Origin of the sequence: Flavobacterium sasangense DSM 21067 (assembly GCF_000686885.1) — a bacterium.
Lineage (GTDB): Bacteria > Bacteroidota > Bacteroidia > Flavobacteriales > Flavobacteriaceae > Flavobacterium > Flavobacterium sasangense.
This window is the reverse complement of sequence record NZ_JMLU01000009.1, coordinates 1-15,423: the sequence shown is the minus strand read 5'-3', so window position 1 is coordinate 15,423 and position 15,423 is coordinate 1. Positions and strand designations below refer to the sequence as shown.

The window sequence follows — 15,423 nt, the reverse complement described above, 5'->3', positions numbered from 1 at the left end:
TTATAAGTTTTTTGAGTTTTTCAATATCATTATAGTTTAAATTATAAATTTGTTATTATTCACAAGATAGTAACTTAAAAAAATATAAAATGAGTATAATTATCAAAGTTCACGCAAGACAAATTTTAGATTCGCGTGGAAATCCAACAATCGAAGTTGATGTAGTTACAGATAACGGAATTTTAGGAAGAGCTGCTGTGCCAAGTGGTGCTTCTACTGGAGAACATGAAGCAGTAGAGCTTCGTGATGGCGGTAAAGCTTTCATGGGAAAAGGTGTTTTAAAAGCAGCTGAAAATGTAAATACAAAAATTGCTGAAGCGATTGTAGGAATGTCGGTTTTCGAACAAAATTTAATCGACAAAATGATGATTGAATTAGACGGAACTGCAAATAAATCAAACTTAGGGGCTAATGCAATCTTAGGTGTGTCTTTGGCAGTTGCAAAAGCGGCAGCTAACGAATTAGGAATGCCTTTATATCGTTACGTCGGTGGTGTTTCTGCGAATACGTTACCAGTTCCAATGATGAACATCATCAATGGTGGTTCGCATTCTGATGCTCCAATTGCGTTTCAAGAATTCATGATTATGCCAGTTAAGGCAAAAGATTTTACTCATGCAATGCAAATGGGAACTGAAATTTTCCACAACTTGAAAAAAGTATTACACAATAGAAATTTATCTACAGCAGTAGGTGATGAAGGTGGATTTGCTCCAAATTTAGCTGGAGGAACTGAAGACGCTTTAGATTCTATCAAATTAGCGGTTACCAATGCAGGTTATACTTTTGGTGATGATGTAATGATTGCTTTAGACTGTGCAGCTTCAGAATTTTATGTTAACGGAAAATACGATTACACGAAATTTGAAGGTGAAACTGGAAAAATCAGAACTTCTGAAGAACAAGCTTCTTACTTAGCAGAATTGACTGAAAAATATCCAATTATTTCCATCGAAGACGGAATGTACGAAGACGATTGGGAAGGTTGGAAATTGTTAACTGAAAAAATCGGAGATAAAGTACAATTAGTTGGAGACGATTTATTCGTAACAAACGTAGAAAGATTATCTCGCGGAATTAGTCAATCCATCGCAAATTCAATTTTGATTAAAGTAAACCAAATTGGTACTTTAACGGAAACAATTGCAGCTGTAAATATGGCGCATAATGCTGGATATACTTCTGTAATGTCGCACCGTTCTGGAGAAACAGAAGATAACACGATTGCTGATTTAGCAGTTGCTTTAAACTGTGGACAAATCAAAACAGGTTCGGCTTCTCGTTCAGATCGTATGGCAAAATACAATCAATTATTACGCATTGAAGAAGAATTAGCAGATGTAGCTTATTTTCCTGGCGTAAATGCTTTTAAAGTAAAAAAATAATTACTTTTAGATATCATTTTTAAATCCTGTTGTAGTATTTTACAGCAGGATTTTTTATGTATATTATTTAACCATAAATTATAGATAATTTCTTTATTGTTTGATTATTATTTGTTAAATTCGCAATTCACATTAATTTTATCATAAAATATCATATAAATAATATGTCAAAAACTGCAATATTAGAGCTTGATGGCAAAAAGTATGAGTTTCCAGTAATTGTGGGAACTGAGAATGAGGTTGCTATCGACATAGACAAGTTGCGTAGTGCATCTGGTGCTATTACTATTGATCCGGGTTATAAAAACTCAGGTTCATGTACAAGTGAAATTACTTTCTTAGATGGTGAAGAAGGAATTTTACGTTACAGAGGATATTCAATCGAAGATTTAGCGGATAAAGCTGATTTTCTAGAAGTTTCTTATTTGTTGATTTTTGGAGAACTTCCAACAGCAGCACAATTAGAAAAATTCGAAAACGATATTCGCAAATATACATTGGTTAATGAAGAAATGAAAAACATTATTGATGGTTTTCCAAAAACGGCTCATCCAATGGGTGTTTTAGCTTCTTTAACAAGTGCTTTAACTGCATTTAATCCTAAGTCTGTGAATCCTCACAACGAGAAAGAAATGTATGAAGCAGTTTGTAAAACTATGGGTAAATTCTTAGTAATTGCTACATGGACTTACAGAAAAACAATGGGTTATCCATTAAATTATTACGATAATACAAAAGGATATGTTGATAATTTCATGCGTTTAATGTTTGAATTGCCAACAGGACCTTACAAAGCAGATCCAAAAGTTGTAGCTGCTTTAGATAAATTATTTATCTTACATGCTGATCACGAACAAAACTGTTCTACTTCTACAGTAAGAATTGTGGGTTCTTCTCATGCTGGGTTGTTTGCTTCAATTTCTGCTGGAGTTTCTGCTCTTTGGGGACCACTTCACGGTGGAGCTAATCAAGCGGTATTAGAAATGTTACAAGAAATCCATGACAATGGAGGGGATGTTGCTAAATTCGTTTTAAAAGCAAAAGATAAAGACGATCCATTCCGTTTAATGGGATTCGGTCACCGTGTTTACAAAAACTTTGATCCAAGAGCAACGATCATTAAAAAAGCAGCTGATGATGTATTAAGTTCGTTAGGAGTTGATGATCCATTATTAGATATTGCAAAACAATTAGAAAAAGTAGCTTTAGAAGACGAATATTTCAAATCAAGAAACTTATATCCAAACGTAGATTTCTATTCAGGAATTATCTACCGCGCGATGGGAATTCCAGTTGAAATGTTTACGGTTTTATTTGCAATTGGTCGTTTACCAGGTTGGATTGCACAATGGAAAGAAATGAGAGTAAATAAAGAACCAATTGGACGTCCAAGACAAGTTTATACAGGTTATACATTACGTCCTTTTAAAGAAGTTAAAGACAGATAATAATAAAAAATCCCACTGAAAAGTGGGATTTTTGTTTTTATAAATGTACGATTTATTCAGTAGGTTTTTGTGCTTCTTCTTCTGTGCTTCCTGTTAAATCTTCTACCTTATCTTCTACAGTTTCAGCTGTATTTTGTAATGATTCTTTTAAGTTATGCGCTTTTTCTTCCACCCAACCTGCAGCTTCTGCGGTTTTTTCTTTAGCCACATCAACAAATTCGTTTACTTTTTCTGGTACGCCCATTTCTTCTAGTTTTCCAGAAACTTTTTCGGCAACATTTTCAACCGTTTCTTTTACGTCTTCGGCTACATCAGCAGCTTTTTCGGCTACATTTTCTGCAACTTCACTTAAGTTTTCTTTTGCAATTTCCGCTTTCTCTTTTGCTTTCCCAAAAAGAGAACTGAAAAAATTTGATAATCCCATGATAATTTGTTTTTTATAGTTTTCTCAAATTTAATCATTTATATCTAAAAAGAATCTTTTTGAAGCGAATTTATAACGGTTTACTAATTAATATTCTCGTTTCCTTTTTCTATATTTGCCAAAAGCCGAAAGCTATGTTACAATTAAATGTAAAAAACGAAACTTCCCGTTTAAGGGCTGTGGTGTTAGGAACTGCTACAAGTAACGGTCCAACACCTACTATCGAAGAAGCCTATGATCCTAAATCATTAGAGCATATTAAAGCCGGAACCTATCCTGTGGAAGCAGATATGGTAAACGAAATGGAAGCTTTTAACAAAGTGTTCCAAAAATACGACGTAAAAGTCTTCAGACCTCAAATTATTGAAAATTACAACCAAATTTTCGCCAGAGACATCGGATTTGTAATCGATGACATTTTTATCAAAGCCAATATTTTACCGGACAGAGAACGAGAATTAGATGCGATTCAATACGTAATCGATCAAATTGATCCTAAGAAAGTGGTGCGTCCGCCAGAAGAAGTACATATTGAAGGTGGAGACGTAATGCCTTGGAATGAGTATATCTTTATCGGAACTTACAAAGGTTCGGATTACAAAGATTATATCACAGCAAGAACCAACATGCAAGGAGTAAATTATATTAAAGAATTGTTTCCAAATAAAATTGTGAAAGAGTTTGATTTGGTAAAATCGAAAATTGAGCCTCGTGACAATGCGTTGCATTTAGATTGTTGTTTTCAACCTGTTGGAACCAATAAAGGAATCATTTATAAAAGTGGTTTCCGTGAAGAAGCAGATTATATGTTCTTAGTGAATTTATTCGGAAAAGAAAATCTATTTCACATCGAAAGAGAAGAAATGTATCACATGAATTCCAATGTGTTTTCCATTGCTCCTGATGTAGTAGTTTCCGAAAAAAACTTCACCAGATTAAATAATTGGTTACGCGAAAACGGATTTACGGTAGAAGAAATTCCGTATGCAGAAATTGCAAAACAAGAAGGTTTGTTAAGATGTTCAACTTTGCCTTTGATTAGAGATTAGGCTATGCATACTGCAATCTATTTTTATGTGGTTTTTCCAATAATTGTAGTTAGTGCAATAGTATATGTTGTAAAGAATACTAAGAATCCAAATAAAAATAATGTCGTAATCAAAAAATACGATTTATCAGAAAAAAATAAAGAAGAAAAACATGAACCAAACAACTAACTCTATATTGATGATTCGTCCGGTAGCATTCCGTATGAACGAACAAACAGCGGTGAATAATTATTACCAAAAAGTATTGGATAATTTAACACCAGCTTCGGTTAACGCTAAGGCACAAGAAGAGTTTGATACTTTTGTCCAAAAACTTAAAATGATAGGTTTAAATGTGGTGGTGGTTGAAGATACGTTAAGTCCAGATACGCCAGATAGTATTTTTCCAAACAACTGGATTTCATTTCATGAAAATGGAGATGTTGTTCTATATCCAATGTTTGCCGAAAATCGTCGTTTAGAAAGAAGAGAAGATGTTTTAGATCATTTAGAAAATGAAGGTTTTGTAATCAATGAGATTATGGATTACACTTCAGCTGAAGATGATGATATTTTCTTGGAAGGAACAGGAAGTATTGTTTTAGATAGAGCTAACGGAAAAGCGTATTGTGCTTTATCGCCAAGAGCTGATGAAGAATTATTCATCGAATTTTGTGAAGATTTCGAATTTACACCTGTGATTTTTGAAGCGTTTCAAACAGTAAATGGGGAAAGAAAACATATCTATCACACGAACGTAATTATGTGCGTAGGCGAAACATTTGCGGTTATTTGTGCAGATTGTATCGACGATAAAAAAGAACGTAAAATGGTCTTAGATAGCTTGAAAGGCGATGAAAAAGAAGTAATTCTTATCACCGAAGACCAAGTAAACAATTTCGCCGGAAATATGTTAGAGGTAAAAGGAACAGATGACAGAAGATATTTAATTATGAGTGCCTCAGCTCACCAAAGTTTGACTAAAAAGCAAATTGCACAATTAGAAGAACATGTAACTATCGTAAGTTCAAGTTTAGATACAATTGAAGCTTGTGGTGGTGGAAGCGCACGTTGTATGATGGCGGAAATTTTCTTACCGAAAGAATAATTCTAACAACACTTCGAGTGATTTTAAAAAGTAAAAATCCCAAATTCCGAATCATTCGAAATTTGGGATTTTTTTTCTTCCAATTCTCAACTTACTAGATTCCTCTAATAATGGTTAAGATAGCACTAATAATATACTGAATACCAATAGCAATTGTTAAAAATCCAATGATTCTAGAGATTGCTACGATTCCAGAAGAACCTAACATTTTTGCTAAAAAATGGGCACTTCTAAGGACTAAATAAATAGTAGCTGCAACAACTGTAATTGAAATCGTTGAAATTATAATTTCAGATGTAGTATTGTGTTCTTGATAATAAGCAATAAGTAATGAAATAGAACCAGGTCCGGCTAACATTGGCATGGCTAAAGGAGTAAGTGCAATATGTGTTCTGTTTTGAACTTCTTTTTGTACCTTTTTATTGATTCCTTTGTTTTTACTGAAATTCCCATTCAATAATCCGAAGCCAGAACTGGTAATGATGATTCCACCTGCAATTCGTAAAGCCGTAATTGTGATGCCGAAGAAGCTCAAAACGTACTGACCAATAAAAAACGAAATCAACAAGATGATTAAAACGTTAATACTGGTAATTAAAGAAACTTTTGCTCGTTCAGCGCTTGTATAACCTTCGGTTAAGGCAACGAAAATGGGAACGGTTCCAATTGGATTTAATACGGAGAATAAGGCGGCGAATAGATAAATAAATAATTCCATTGTTTTTTTACAAATTTAATACAAGGTAATTATTTTATTTACGAATCAAAAAAAAATCTTCTTTACTTTTAGGTTTACTTAATGTAAGGAAGGTTAATAAGCATCTAATGGAGAGTAAAAGGTGTTTTTTTCTTTTTCCAATTCTAGTTTATCAATGAATTTTTGAACGCCTTTACTGTTTTTGGAACAATCAACCGAAATATAATGATGGTCGATATGAAAAGTAATTGAATTTCCCGGTTTGAATAATACTAATTTATAATAAGGAATTACTAAAGCATAAACATCTAAGCGAGATTGAAAGCCAATGATTATGCCTTTTGGACGTAATTCAATATTACAGAATTTAATCGAGTTGTTAACGTGCAATAAATCGTAAATAGCCGAACTGCATCGGGTAATAAATAATTTTGGAGAACCAATGCCTCCTTTTTTAATATTTTCTAAAATAGTGAAAGGTTTCCCAACTAATTCGTTGATTTCTCTTTCAATTTTTTCGTCTTTATAAGAGATGTTGTAAAGCATTTTTGTTTAAAATTACTTCAAAAAAGGTTTCGAAATCAGACTTTAGCAAATTTTTATTATTTGTTTATTTATCGTAACTTTAGATTTCTAAATAATAGTAAAATGAAAACATTAGTTATAGGAGCTTCCACAAATAAAGAGCGTTATTCGTATAAAGCCATTCACAGTTTAGTAGATAAAAGTCATCAAGTAGTAGCTATTGGATCTAAAAAAGGAATGGCATTTGATATTCCAATCGAAACAGAAAAATTAGATTTTCATGCTGTAGATACAGTTACTTTATATCTTAACCCAAAAGCTCAAGTGGAATATTATGATTACATTCTATCGTTAAAACCAAGACGCGTTATTTTTAATCCTGGTACTGAAAATCCTGAATTTTATAAAATATTAGAGGCGAACAATATTAAATATGAAGTTGCTTGTACGTTGGTTTTATTAGCAACTAATCAATACTAGAATTTGGTTTGACTAGTAGCTGGTTTGCTAATTAGTAATAAGCCAATAAAAGTAATAATGCCGTTTACGATAATTAATTCGTTATCAATTACGTAATCTCCAAAAAGTGCTGCCGAATTTTTGGCTAACAAAAAGCAAATCAATGGGGAAATTACACAGATAATTGGAACTAGTTTATCGTGAACGGTTTTTGATTTCATAAACAATCCAAACGCATATAATCCCAAAAGTGGTCCGTAAGTATAACTTGCTACTTTGAAAATCATAGTTACTACTGATTTATCATTCAATGAATTGAAAATGATAATCACCAAAAACATTAGTAATGAAAATCCAATATGTACAAAATGACGCGTTCTAACAGCATTGGGTTTATTTTGGTTTTCCGCTTTATCCATTCCTAAGAAATCTACACAAAAAGAAGTGGTTAAAGCAGTTAAAGCAGAATCTGTTGTAGCGAATGTAGCGGCTGTTAATCCTAGTAAGAAAACAATAGCTGGGACAATGTTCAAATGATTAAAAGCAATTTCTGGGAAAAGTAAATCGGTACGTTTTACACCATCAACCATCGGAACCGAAATGCCATTTTTTTCTGCATATAAATAAAGTAAAGCTCCAACACTCAAGAAGAAAATGTTAATCACTACAAAAATTCCGGTGAAAGTAAACATGTTTTTTTGGGCTTCACCAATGTTGGCACAACTTAAATTCTTTTGCATTAAATCTTGGTCTAAACCAACCATAGCAATGGTTACGAAGATACCGCCTAAAATTTGTTTCCAAACATAATTGCCTTTTAGATAATCTTCATAGAAAAAGACTTTAGAATAATTACTGTTTTTAACGGTTTCAAAAGCATCAACAAATCCTAAATCTAAACTATTACAAATAAAAATTATCGTCAAAAACACCGAAGAGACTAAGAAAAACGTTTGTAAAGTATCGGTAATAATAATGGTTTTTAAACCACCTCGATAGGTGTAAGCAAAAATCAAGGCCAGCGAAATTAAAACTGTAACGGCAAACGGAACTTCAAAATCATCAAAAACAAAACGTTGTAACACAATCACCACTAAATACAAACGAAAAGCCGAACCAATAGTTCTACTAATCAGGAAAATAGTAGCGGCAGTTTTGTAGCTTACCACACCTAATCGCTGTTCAATATAACTGTAAATAGAAGTCAAGTTCATGCGATAATACAATGGAAGTAAAACGGTGGCGATGATGAGAAAACCTATGGCATTTCCTAAAACAAATTGAAAATATTTAAATTGCAAATCAGGATTTCCTACTTCTCCAGGAACGGAAATAAAAGTCACGCCAGAAAGCGCTGTTCCAATCATTCCAAAAGCTACCAAATACCATTTTGCATTTTTATTAGCCTTAAAAAAAGCGTCGTTACTACTATCTTTTTTGCTAACAAAATTGGAAATTAATATCAGAATTCCGAAGTAGATAATGATAATGGCTAAAATAGTTCCTGAAGTCATATATTGGTTTTTTGTTGTGCTAAAATAGAAATAAATGAGAATATGCAGCATAGAAAATGGAAAAAAGACAATATGAAAAATTTTAACCTTCTATTTTCTGTTGTCTATTTTCTTTTTTCAAAATTGACTACTTTTGCTAAATGGAATTACCATCAAAATTATTGGAGAACGCGGTTAACGAAATGGCTCAATTACCAGGAATTGGTAAAAGAACGGCATTGCGTTTGGTGTTGCATTTATTAAAACAGCCTTCAGAACAAACTGAGGTTTTATCTTCAGCTTTAACAGCTATGCGAAATGATATTCAATACTGCAAAGAATGTCATACCATTTCGGATGCTGATGTTTGTGGTATTTGTTCTAATTCTTCTCGAGATAAATCGATAATTTGTGTGGTAGAAGATGTTCGAGATGTGATGGCATTGGAAAACACAGGAATGTTTAAAGGAGTTTACCATGTTTTAGGCGGGAAAATTTCACCCATCGAAGGTGTTGGACCAAGTCAATTAAAAATCACTTCGCTTGTTGAAAAAGTAAAAGCAGGAAACGTAGCTGAAATCATATTTGCATTAAGTTCCACCATGGAAGGTGATACGACTAATTTTTACATTTACAAACAGATTAAAGAATTCGAAATTAAAACATCAACTATCGCAAGAGGAATTGCTGTTGGAGATGAACTCGAATATGCCGATGAAGTAACTTTGGGAAGAAGTTTGTTAAATCGAATTCCATTCGAAACGTCAATAAAGCCATATTGACAAAATTTTAATCAAAAATTGCGAATAGCTTCGTTTTTTTAATTGTAAAAACTATATTTGTTACCTAATTTAGTGTGGTTTGTCTTTTGTTGTGTTTTATTTACAAAAGTCAAGCATTATCAGTATAGTTAACTCATGAAAAAAATATTTTTTTTAACCATATTTTCGGTTCTACTAACTTCTTGTATTTCTACAAAGGATTTGACGTATTTACAGCCTAACGCCTTAACAAAATCGGATTCTATTAAAGTTTCTCAAGAGGTTTCTAAACCTTACAGAATTCAAACAAATGATGTGATAAGTATTAATATAAAAGCTCTAGATCAAAAGTTAGTAGATATGTTTTCTACATCTTCAGGTGGATCTGGTCAAACTCAAAAGTCTCCGCAAACTTTATACTTTGACGGATATACTGTAGATGATCATGGAAATATTAGAGTGCCAATTCTTGGAGAGCTAAATGTTTTAGGATACACCACTGATGAAGTTAGAATAAAGATAGAAAAACAATTATTGGAAGAATACTTTAAAAAAGAAGCTAATATTTTTGTTACGGTGAAACTATCTGGTTTAAGATATACAATTAATGGAGAAATCAACAGTCCAGGTATGGGTGTCTTGTATCAGGATAGGGCTACTATCATGGAAGCAATCGCAAATTCAGGTGATATTACAATTACAGGGAATCGCAAAGAAGTGCAAATAATTAGAAAATTTGCTCACGGATTTGAAACCTATAGTATAGATTTGACAGATGCTAATGCAGTAAATTCACCATATTTTTATATTCAACCTAATGATTATATCATTATTAAACCTTTGAAGCAAAAATCTTGGGGAACTGGAGTTACCGGAATGCAATCAGTTGCAACAATAATGACAGCGATTTCTTTAATTACAACATTATTAGTGTTGTCTAAAACATTGTAATTGATATGTTAGATACTAAAGATTTTAATTTTTTTGAATCACAGAATTCGTTTGATTTTAAAGGATTTCTTCTAAAAATTGTAGGACATTGGAAGTGGTTTGTTTTGTCTTTTATAATAGCTTTTACTATTGCCTACAACGTAAATATTAGAAAAGAAAGTGTTTATGGAATGGAATCTCTAATTGTTGTAGAAGATCAAAACAATCCTTTTTTTACCTCTAATACGAGTTTGGTTTTTAACTGGGGAGGTACTTCTGATAAAGTACAAACAATAATTACTACTTTAAAATCTCGTTCGCATAACGAAATCGTTGTTGATAAGTTACAATATTACATTAAGTATTTAAAAAAAGGAGAATATTATTTTCAAGATGCTTATGGTGAAGTTCCTTTTTATGTTGAAATTGATAAAACGAAAGGGCAATTATTCGGACAATTGATAAAAATTAAGTTTCTTTCCCCAACGCAATATGAGTTAAGTGTTGATTTCGGAGAAACTACATCAGCATCAGTTATTCAGTATTCAGACTTGGCTGTTAAGCCTGTAAATGTTTCGGGTGGAGAATGCAAAAAAGTCTTCAAAATTAATGAAGCTGTAGATTTACCATTTTTACATCTTAAATTAATGATTAAGCCTGAAGCTTACGAATACACGAATCAAGAATATTTTGTTCAATTTGATGATTTTAATGGTACGGTAGCCGCTTATAGAGGTGTCGATGTAAGTGCAGATGCTAAAGCATTATCAGTAGTTCGCTTACAATTAGAGGGAACTAATAAATATAGATTGGTTGAATATTTAAATACAACGGTTGACGTTTTAAGGAAAATTCAATTGGATAGTAAAAATCAATTTGCTAACAATACCATTAGTTTTATTGATAGTACCTTAAGAGAAATGGAAGGTCAAATCAAAGAAGCAGAAAATGAACTGAAAGAATTCAGGAAAGGGAAAAATATTTTTGAATTAGAAGAAGAAGGGGGTGGAGGACTTTTAAGTGCAAGATTGTCTGAATTTGATGTTCAAAAAGATGCAATTAATAGAAAAATTGCGTACTACAATTTACTTAAAAATTATTTAGATAAAACTACTGATTATGCAAAGCTTCCTGCTCCAACAGTAGCTGGAATTGATGATCCTAATGTTGTGGGAAATGTTTCTAAATTAATTCAGCTGTCTGCCGAGCGAGCGAGCATGTCGTATTCTGTTAAGAACAAAAAATTATTCTCAGACTTTGATGTGGATATGGAATCCACTAAGAAAGTACTTTTAGAAAACATTGCGAGTGCTAAAAGTGCATTGGCATTAGATTTATCATTGGTAAATAAAAACATTGCCAAAGCAGAAGGAGAGGCTAGTTTGCTTCCAGAAAACAAACAAGAGCATATAAAAATTACTCGTAAATACAACTTAAAAGATAAAATTTACAGTACATTTCTAGAGAAAAGAAGTGAAGCAGAAATAGTAAAAGCAGCTAATATTTCAGATATTAAATTCTTAGATCCAGCTAAAGATGTTGGAGGCGGATTAAGAGGTCCTAAAACCAGCATCAATTATATTTTAGCAGCAATGTTAGGTTTTTTAATTCCTTTACTAGTGATTTTTGTAATCACTTTATTGGATAATAGTATAAATAATACAGAGGATATTAGAAAACTAACGGCTATTCCATTAATTGGAGTTATTGGTAAGAAGAATACTGAGAATAATTTGTCGGTATTTGAAAAGCCTAAGTCGCCACTTGCGGAATCATTCAGAGCAATCCGTTCCTCATTGCAGTTTATGTATAAGAAACAGCAAAAAGAAGGAGCTAAAATTTTAATGTTAACATCTTCGGTGAGTGGAGAGGGAAAAACTTTTTGTTCTATTAATTTAGCAACTGTTTTTGCTTTAAGCGATAAAAAAACAGTAATTGTAGGTTTAGATTTAAGAAAGCCAAGAATTTTTGGAGATTTTAATATTGATAATATTACAGGAGTTGTTAATTATCTAATTGGTCAAAAGACTATGGATGAGGTGATTCAAAAAACACATATTCCAAATTTAGATGTGATTCCTTCAGGTCCAATTCCACCAAATCCTTCCGAATTATTAATGAGTGAGGCAATGGGAGAAATGATTGAGGAATTAAAAACTAAATACGATTATATTGTTTTGGATACACCTCCTGTTGGATTAGTTTCAGATGCTTTAGAATTGTCTCATTTTTGTGATGCTACTTTGTATGTAACTCGTCAAGGGTATACTAAGAAAGGAATGTTAAATGTTGTAAACGATAAGCATAAAAGAGGTGAATTACATAACATAAGTATTGTTTTTAATGGTTTCCAAAGTAAAGCAAAATATGGATATGGTTACGGATATGGTTACGGATATGGTTACGGATATGGATATGGAGCATATGGTGAAGCTTACCATGATGAAGTGAAACCAAAAACAGGTTGGAGAAAAATAATAGACAAGTTTAAAAAGAACAGCTGATAAAGTTTTGTAATAAGACATGACGAAGATTTTAAATAAAAAGATACTCATTACAGGCGGAGCAGGTTTTATCGGTTCTAACCTCTGTGAATATTTTTTAGTTGACAATGAGGTGATATGTTTGGATAATTTTTCAACAGGTTACCGTCATAATATAGAGCGTTTTTTGTCTAACTCAAAGTTTACTTTAGTAGAAGGTGATATTAGAGATTTTAAAACTTGTGAATTGGCTGTTTCTGGTGTTGATTATGTATTACATCACGCAGCTTTAGGAAGTGTGCCTCGCTCTATTAATGATCCGATAACTTCAAATGAAGTAAATGTGTCAGGTTTTCTGAATATGTTGACAGCTTCAAGGAATGCTAATGTAAAACGGTTTATTTATGCCGCTAGTTCGTCTACTTATGGTGATTCGGAAGCTTTGCCAAAAAGAGAAGATGTTATTGGGAAACCATTATCTCCATATGCTGTTACTAAGTATGTAAACGAATTATATGCTGATGTATTTAGTAAAACTTACGGAATAGAAACAATTGGATTGCGCTATTTTAATGTTTTTGGAAGAAATCAAGATCCTAATGGGGCTTATGCTGCGGTAATTCCTAAATTTGTAGCCCAATTTTTAAATCATGAAAGTCCGGTTATTAATGGTGATGGAGAATTTTCTCGTGACTTTACGTATGTTGATAATGTAATTCACATGAATGAATTGGCCATGTTGACTGAAAATCCAGAAGCCATAAATACGGTTTATAATACTGCTTTTGGTGAAAGAACAACTTTGAATGAGTTGGTAAATACATTAAAAGAGTTTTTGTCGGCATATGATAAAGAAATTGCTACAGTTCCAATTGTTTATGCACAAAATAGAGTCGGTGATATACCACATTCGTTAGCGAGTATAGATAAAGCAAAAGCTCTACTAAATTACCAACCTCAATTTTCTATGAAAGAAGGTTTGAAAGAAGCGGTAAAATGGTATTGGAATAATTTGCAAGAGAAAAGTAAAAAGTAAAAAGTAAAAAGAGAAAAGTAAAAAGTAAAAAGATAATACAATGATTAAAAATATCTGTTGTATCGGTGCAGGATATGTTGGAGGACCGACGATGGCTGTGATTGCTCAAAAATGTCCGCATATTAAAGTTACCGTTGTTGATTTAAACGAAAAAAGAATTGCGGCTTGGAATGACCAAGACGTTAATAATATTCCTATTTATGAACCCGGTTTAAGTGATGTCGTGGCTGAAGCTCGTGGAAGAAATTTATTTTTCTCTACAGAAGTAGACAAAGCAATCGACGAGGCGGATATGATTTTTATTTCGGTCAATACTCCAACCAAAACCTATGGTGTTGGAAAGGGTATGGCTGCTGATTTAAAGTACATTGAATTATGTGCGCGTCAAATTGCCCGTGTAGCTAAAACAGATAAAATCGTTGTTGAAAAATCGACTTTACCCGTTAGAACAGCTAGTGCCATTAAAGAAATTTTAGAACATACTGGTAACGGAGTACAATTCCAAATCTTATCCAATCCAGAATTTTTAGCAGAAGGAACAGCAATTGAAGATTTATTTGCTCCTGATCGTGTTTTGATTGGAGGCGATACTTCTGCAGAAGGTCAAAAAGCCATTGAAACGTTGGTAGCTATTTATGCGAATTGGGTACCAAGAGATAAAATCCTAACCACCAATGTTTGGTCGTCAGAATTATCAAAATTAACAGCTAATGCGTTTTTAGCGCAACGTGTTTCTTCCATCAATGCTTTGAGCGAATTATGTGAAAAAACAGGTGCTGATGTTAATGAAGTAGCAAGAGCTATCGGTATGGATAGTCGTATTGGTTCAAAATTCTTGAAATCTTCTGTTGGTTTTGGAGGTTCTTGTTTTCAAAAAGATATTTTAAATTTAGTTTATATCGCCAAATCTTATGGCTTAAATGAAGTGGCTGATTATTGGGAGCAAGTAATCATTATGAATGACCACCAAAAACGCCGTTTTGCCAAAAATATAATCAAAACCTTATACAATACTGTTTCTGGAAAGAAAATAGCATTTTTGGGTTGGGCTTTCAAAAAAGACACTAATGATACTAGAGAATCAGCGGCAATTTATGTAGCTGACGATTTATTGAGTGAGCAAGCAACAATTGCGGTTTATGATCCTAAAGTAGGGGAAGAACAAATTCAATTTGATTTGAATTATTTGGAAACGCGTTCTGAGGATGCTAATAAAAAAGGAGTTCAAGTGGTTGATAACGCTTATGAAGCTTGTAAAGATGCTCATGCTATTGCCGTTTTAACAGAATGGGATGAGTTTAAAACCTACGATTGGCAAAAAATATATGATAACATGTTAAAACCAGCTTTTGTTTTTGATGGTAGAAATATATTGGATAAAAAAGAATTAGAGAAAATTGGATTTATTTACCAAGGAATCGGGTCGAGGTAGTTGCGAGTTTCGGGTTTTTGAATGTTGAATTTTGATTGCTTCGCCAGTTCGAGCAGTGCTTTTGGGTAACGAATGATGTTATTAATTTAAACGCAAAGGGAGCAAAGGCGTTTCACTTTTTTGAGATTGGGATGCGGATGATACTGATTTAGCTGATGGTTACGGATTTTTACACAGAGTTGAGGTGAAAAGTTTTTAGAAGTGATTGTCCCCT

Annotated in this window: 14 protein-coding genes; 10 read left to right on the top strand and 4 right to left on the bottom strand. The window is 32.8% G+C overall.

Annotation, left to right across the window (positions count from 1 at the left end):
* Positions 1–89: 89 nt before the first annotated feature.
* Both eno and BP92_RS0108195 read left to right on the top strand, forming a co-directional pair.
* The gene (gene eno / locus BP92_RS0108200) at positions 90–1,385 is read left to right on the top strand and encodes a phosphopyruvate hydratase (protein WP_026725620.1); all 1,296 of its coding nucleotides are present in this window, start codon (positions 90–92) and stop codon (positions 1,383–1,385) included.
* Positions 1,386–1,549: 164 nt separating this feature from the next.
* A complete protein-coding gene (locus BP92_RS0108195; RefSeq protein WP_026725619.1) occupies positions 1,550–2,833 on the top strand; it encodes a citrate synthase in 1,284 nt (427 codons plus the stop codon).
* 52 nt (positions 2,834–2,885) lie between these two features.
* On the opposite strand, the gene BP92_RS0108190 is transcribed toward BP92_RS0108195, so the two are convergent.
* On the bottom strand, positions 2,886–3,257 hold the full coding sequence (locus tag BP92_RS0108190; protein ID WP_026725618.1) for a hypothetical protein: 372 nt from the start codon (positions 3,255–3,257) through the stop codon (positions 2,886–2,888).
* Between the two features lie 134 nt (positions 3,258–3,391).
* Here BP92_RS0108190 and BP92_RS0108185 point away from each other — a divergent pair, with 134 nt between their 5' ends.
* Both BP92_RS0108185 and ctlX read left to right on the top strand, forming a co-directional pair.
* Complete coding sequence (locus BP92_RS0108185) at positions 3,392–4,306, top strand: dimethylarginine dimethylaminohydrolase family protein (RefSeq protein ID WP_026725617.1); 915 nt, start codon at positions 3,392–3,394, stop codon at positions 4,304–4,306.
* Between the two features lie 151 nt (positions 4,307–4,457).
* Complete coding sequence (ctlX, locus tag BP92_RS0108175; protein WP_026725616.1) at positions 4,458–5,393, top strand: citrulline utilization hydrolase CtlX; 936 nt, start codon at positions 4,458–4,460, stop codon at positions 5,391–5,393.
* A gap of 94 nt (positions 5,394–5,487) precedes the next feature.
* On the opposite strand, the gene BP92_RS0108170 is transcribed toward ctlX, so the two are convergent.
* Together BP92_RS0108170 and BP92_RS0108165 are read right to left on the bottom strand one after the other, a co-directional pair.
* Positions 5,488–6,111 (bottom strand): MarC family NAAT transporter, encoded by a 624-nt coding sequence (locus tag BP92_RS0108170; RefSeq protein ID WP_026725615.1) that lies wholly within the window; start codon positions 6,109–6,111, stop codon positions 5,488–5,490.
* A 93-nt stretch (positions 6,112–6,204) separates the two neighbouring features.
* Positions 6,205–6,636, bottom strand: a complete 432-nt coding sequence (locus BP92_RS0108165; protein WP_026725614.1) for a hypothetical protein — start codon at positions 6,634–6,636, stop codon at positions 6,205–6,207.
* Between the two features lie 102 nt (positions 6,637–6,738).
* Here BP92_RS0108165 and BP92_RS0108160 point away from each other — a divergent pair, with 102 nt between their 5' ends.
* The gene (locus tag BP92_RS0108160; protein ID WP_026725613.1) at positions 6,739–7,095 is read left to right on the top strand and encodes a CoA-binding protein; all 357 of its coding nucleotides are present in this window, start codon (positions 6,739–6,741) and stop codon (positions 7,093–7,095) included.
* On the opposite strand, the gene BP92_RS0108155 is transcribed toward BP92_RS0108160, so the two are convergent.
* The gene (locus BP92_RS0108155) at positions 7,092–8,588 is read right to left on the bottom strand and encodes a sodium:solute symporter (protein WP_026725612.1); all 1,497 of its coding nucleotides are present in this window, start codon (positions 8,586–8,588) and stop codon (positions 7,092–7,094) included. The genes BP92_RS0108160 and BP92_RS0108155 overlap by 4 nt on opposite strands.
* Positions 8,589–8,728: 140 nt before the next feature.
* On the opposite strand from BP92_RS0108155, the gene recR reads away from it, so the two are divergent.
* The 5 genes from recR (at position 8,729) to BP92_RS0108130 (ending at position 15,209) form a co-directional block, all read left to right on the top strand.
* Positions 8,729–9,349, top strand: a complete 621-nt coding sequence (gene recR / locus BP92_RS0108150; protein ID WP_026725611.1) for a recombination mediator RecR — start codon at positions 8,729–8,731, stop codon at positions 9,347–9,349.
* A 135-nt stretch (positions 9,350–9,484) separates the two neighbouring features.
* The gene (locus BP92_RS0108145; RefSeq protein WP_026725610.1) at positions 9,485–10,279 is read left to right on the top strand and encodes a polysaccharide biosynthesis/export family protein; all 795 of its coding nucleotides are present in this window, start codon (positions 9,485–9,487) and stop codon (positions 10,277–10,279) included.
* 5 nt (positions 10,280–10,284) lie between these two features.
* Complete coding sequence (locus BP92_RS0108140) at positions 10,285–12,762, top strand: exopolysaccharide transport family protein (protein ID WP_026725609.1); 2,478 nt, start codon at positions 10,285–10,287, stop codon at positions 12,760–12,762.
* A gap of 19 nt (positions 12,763–12,781) precedes the next feature.
* Positions 12,782–13,777 (top strand): SDR family oxidoreductase, encoded by a 996-nt coding sequence (locus BP92_RS0108135; RefSeq protein ID WP_026725608.1) that lies wholly within the window; start codon positions 12,782–12,784, stop codon positions 13,775–13,777.
* Positions 13,778–13,817: 40 nt separating this feature from the next.
* Positions 13,818–15,209, top strand: a complete 1,392-nt coding sequence (locus BP92_RS0108130; RefSeq protein WP_035693153.1) for a UDP-glucose 6-dehydrogenase — start codon at positions 13,818–13,820, stop codon at positions 15,207–15,209.
* Positions 15,210–15,423: the final 214 nt, after the last annotated feature.

Coding starts and splice junctions, on each gene's coding strand:
- recR (WP_026725611.1), top strand. CDS start 8,729: ATGGAATTACCATCAAAATTATTGGAGAACGCGGTTAACGAAATGGCT.
- BP92_RS0108170 (WP_026725615.1), bottom strand. CDS start 6,111: ATGGAATTATTTATTTATCTATTCGCCGCCTTATTCTCCGTATTAAAT.
- BP92_RS0108135 (WP_026725608.1), top strand. CDS start 12,782: ATGACGAAGATTTTAAATAAAAAGATACTCATTACAGGCGGAGCAGGT.
- BP92_RS0108160 (WP_026725613.1), top strand. CDS start 6,739: ATGAAAACATTAGTTATAGGAGCTTCCACAAATAAAGAGCGTTATTCG.
- BP92_RS0108130 (WP_035693153.1), top strand. CDS start 13,818: ATGATTAAAAATATCTGTTGTATCGGTGCAGGATATGTTGGAGGACCG.
- BP92_RS0108140 (WP_026725609.1), top strand. CDS start 10,285: ATGTTAGATACTAAAGATTTTAATTTTTTTGAATCACAGAATTCGTTT.
- BP92_RS0108185 (WP_026725617.1), top strand. CDS start 3,392: ATGTTACAATTAAATGTAAAAAACGAAACTTCCCGTTTAAGGGCTGTG.
- ctlX (WP_026725616.1), top strand. CDS start 4,458: ATGAACCAAACAACTAACTCTATATTGATGATTCGTCCGGTAGCATTC.
- BP92_RS0108145 (WP_026725610.1), top strand. CDS start 9,485: ATGAAAAAAATATTTTTTTTAACCATATTTTCGGTTCTACTAACTTCT.
- BP92_RS0108195 (WP_026725619.1), top strand. CDS start 1,550: ATGTCAAAAACTGCAATATTAGAGCTTGATGGCAAAAAGTATGAGTTT.
- BP92_RS0108190 (WP_026725618.1), bottom strand. CDS start 3,257: ATGGGATTATCAAATTTTTTCAGTTCTCTTTTTGGGAAAGCAAAAGAG.
- eno (WP_026725620.1), top strand. CDS start 90: ATGAGTATAATTATCAAAGTTCACGCAAGACAAATTTTAGATTCGCGT.
- BP92_RS0108165 (WP_026725614.1), bottom strand. CDS start 6,636: ATGCTTTACAACATCTCTTATAAAGACGAAAAAATTGAAAGAGAAATC.
- BP92_RS0108155 (WP_026725612.1), bottom strand. CDS start 8,588: ATGACTTCAGGAACTATTTTAGCCATTATCATTATCTACTTCGGAATT.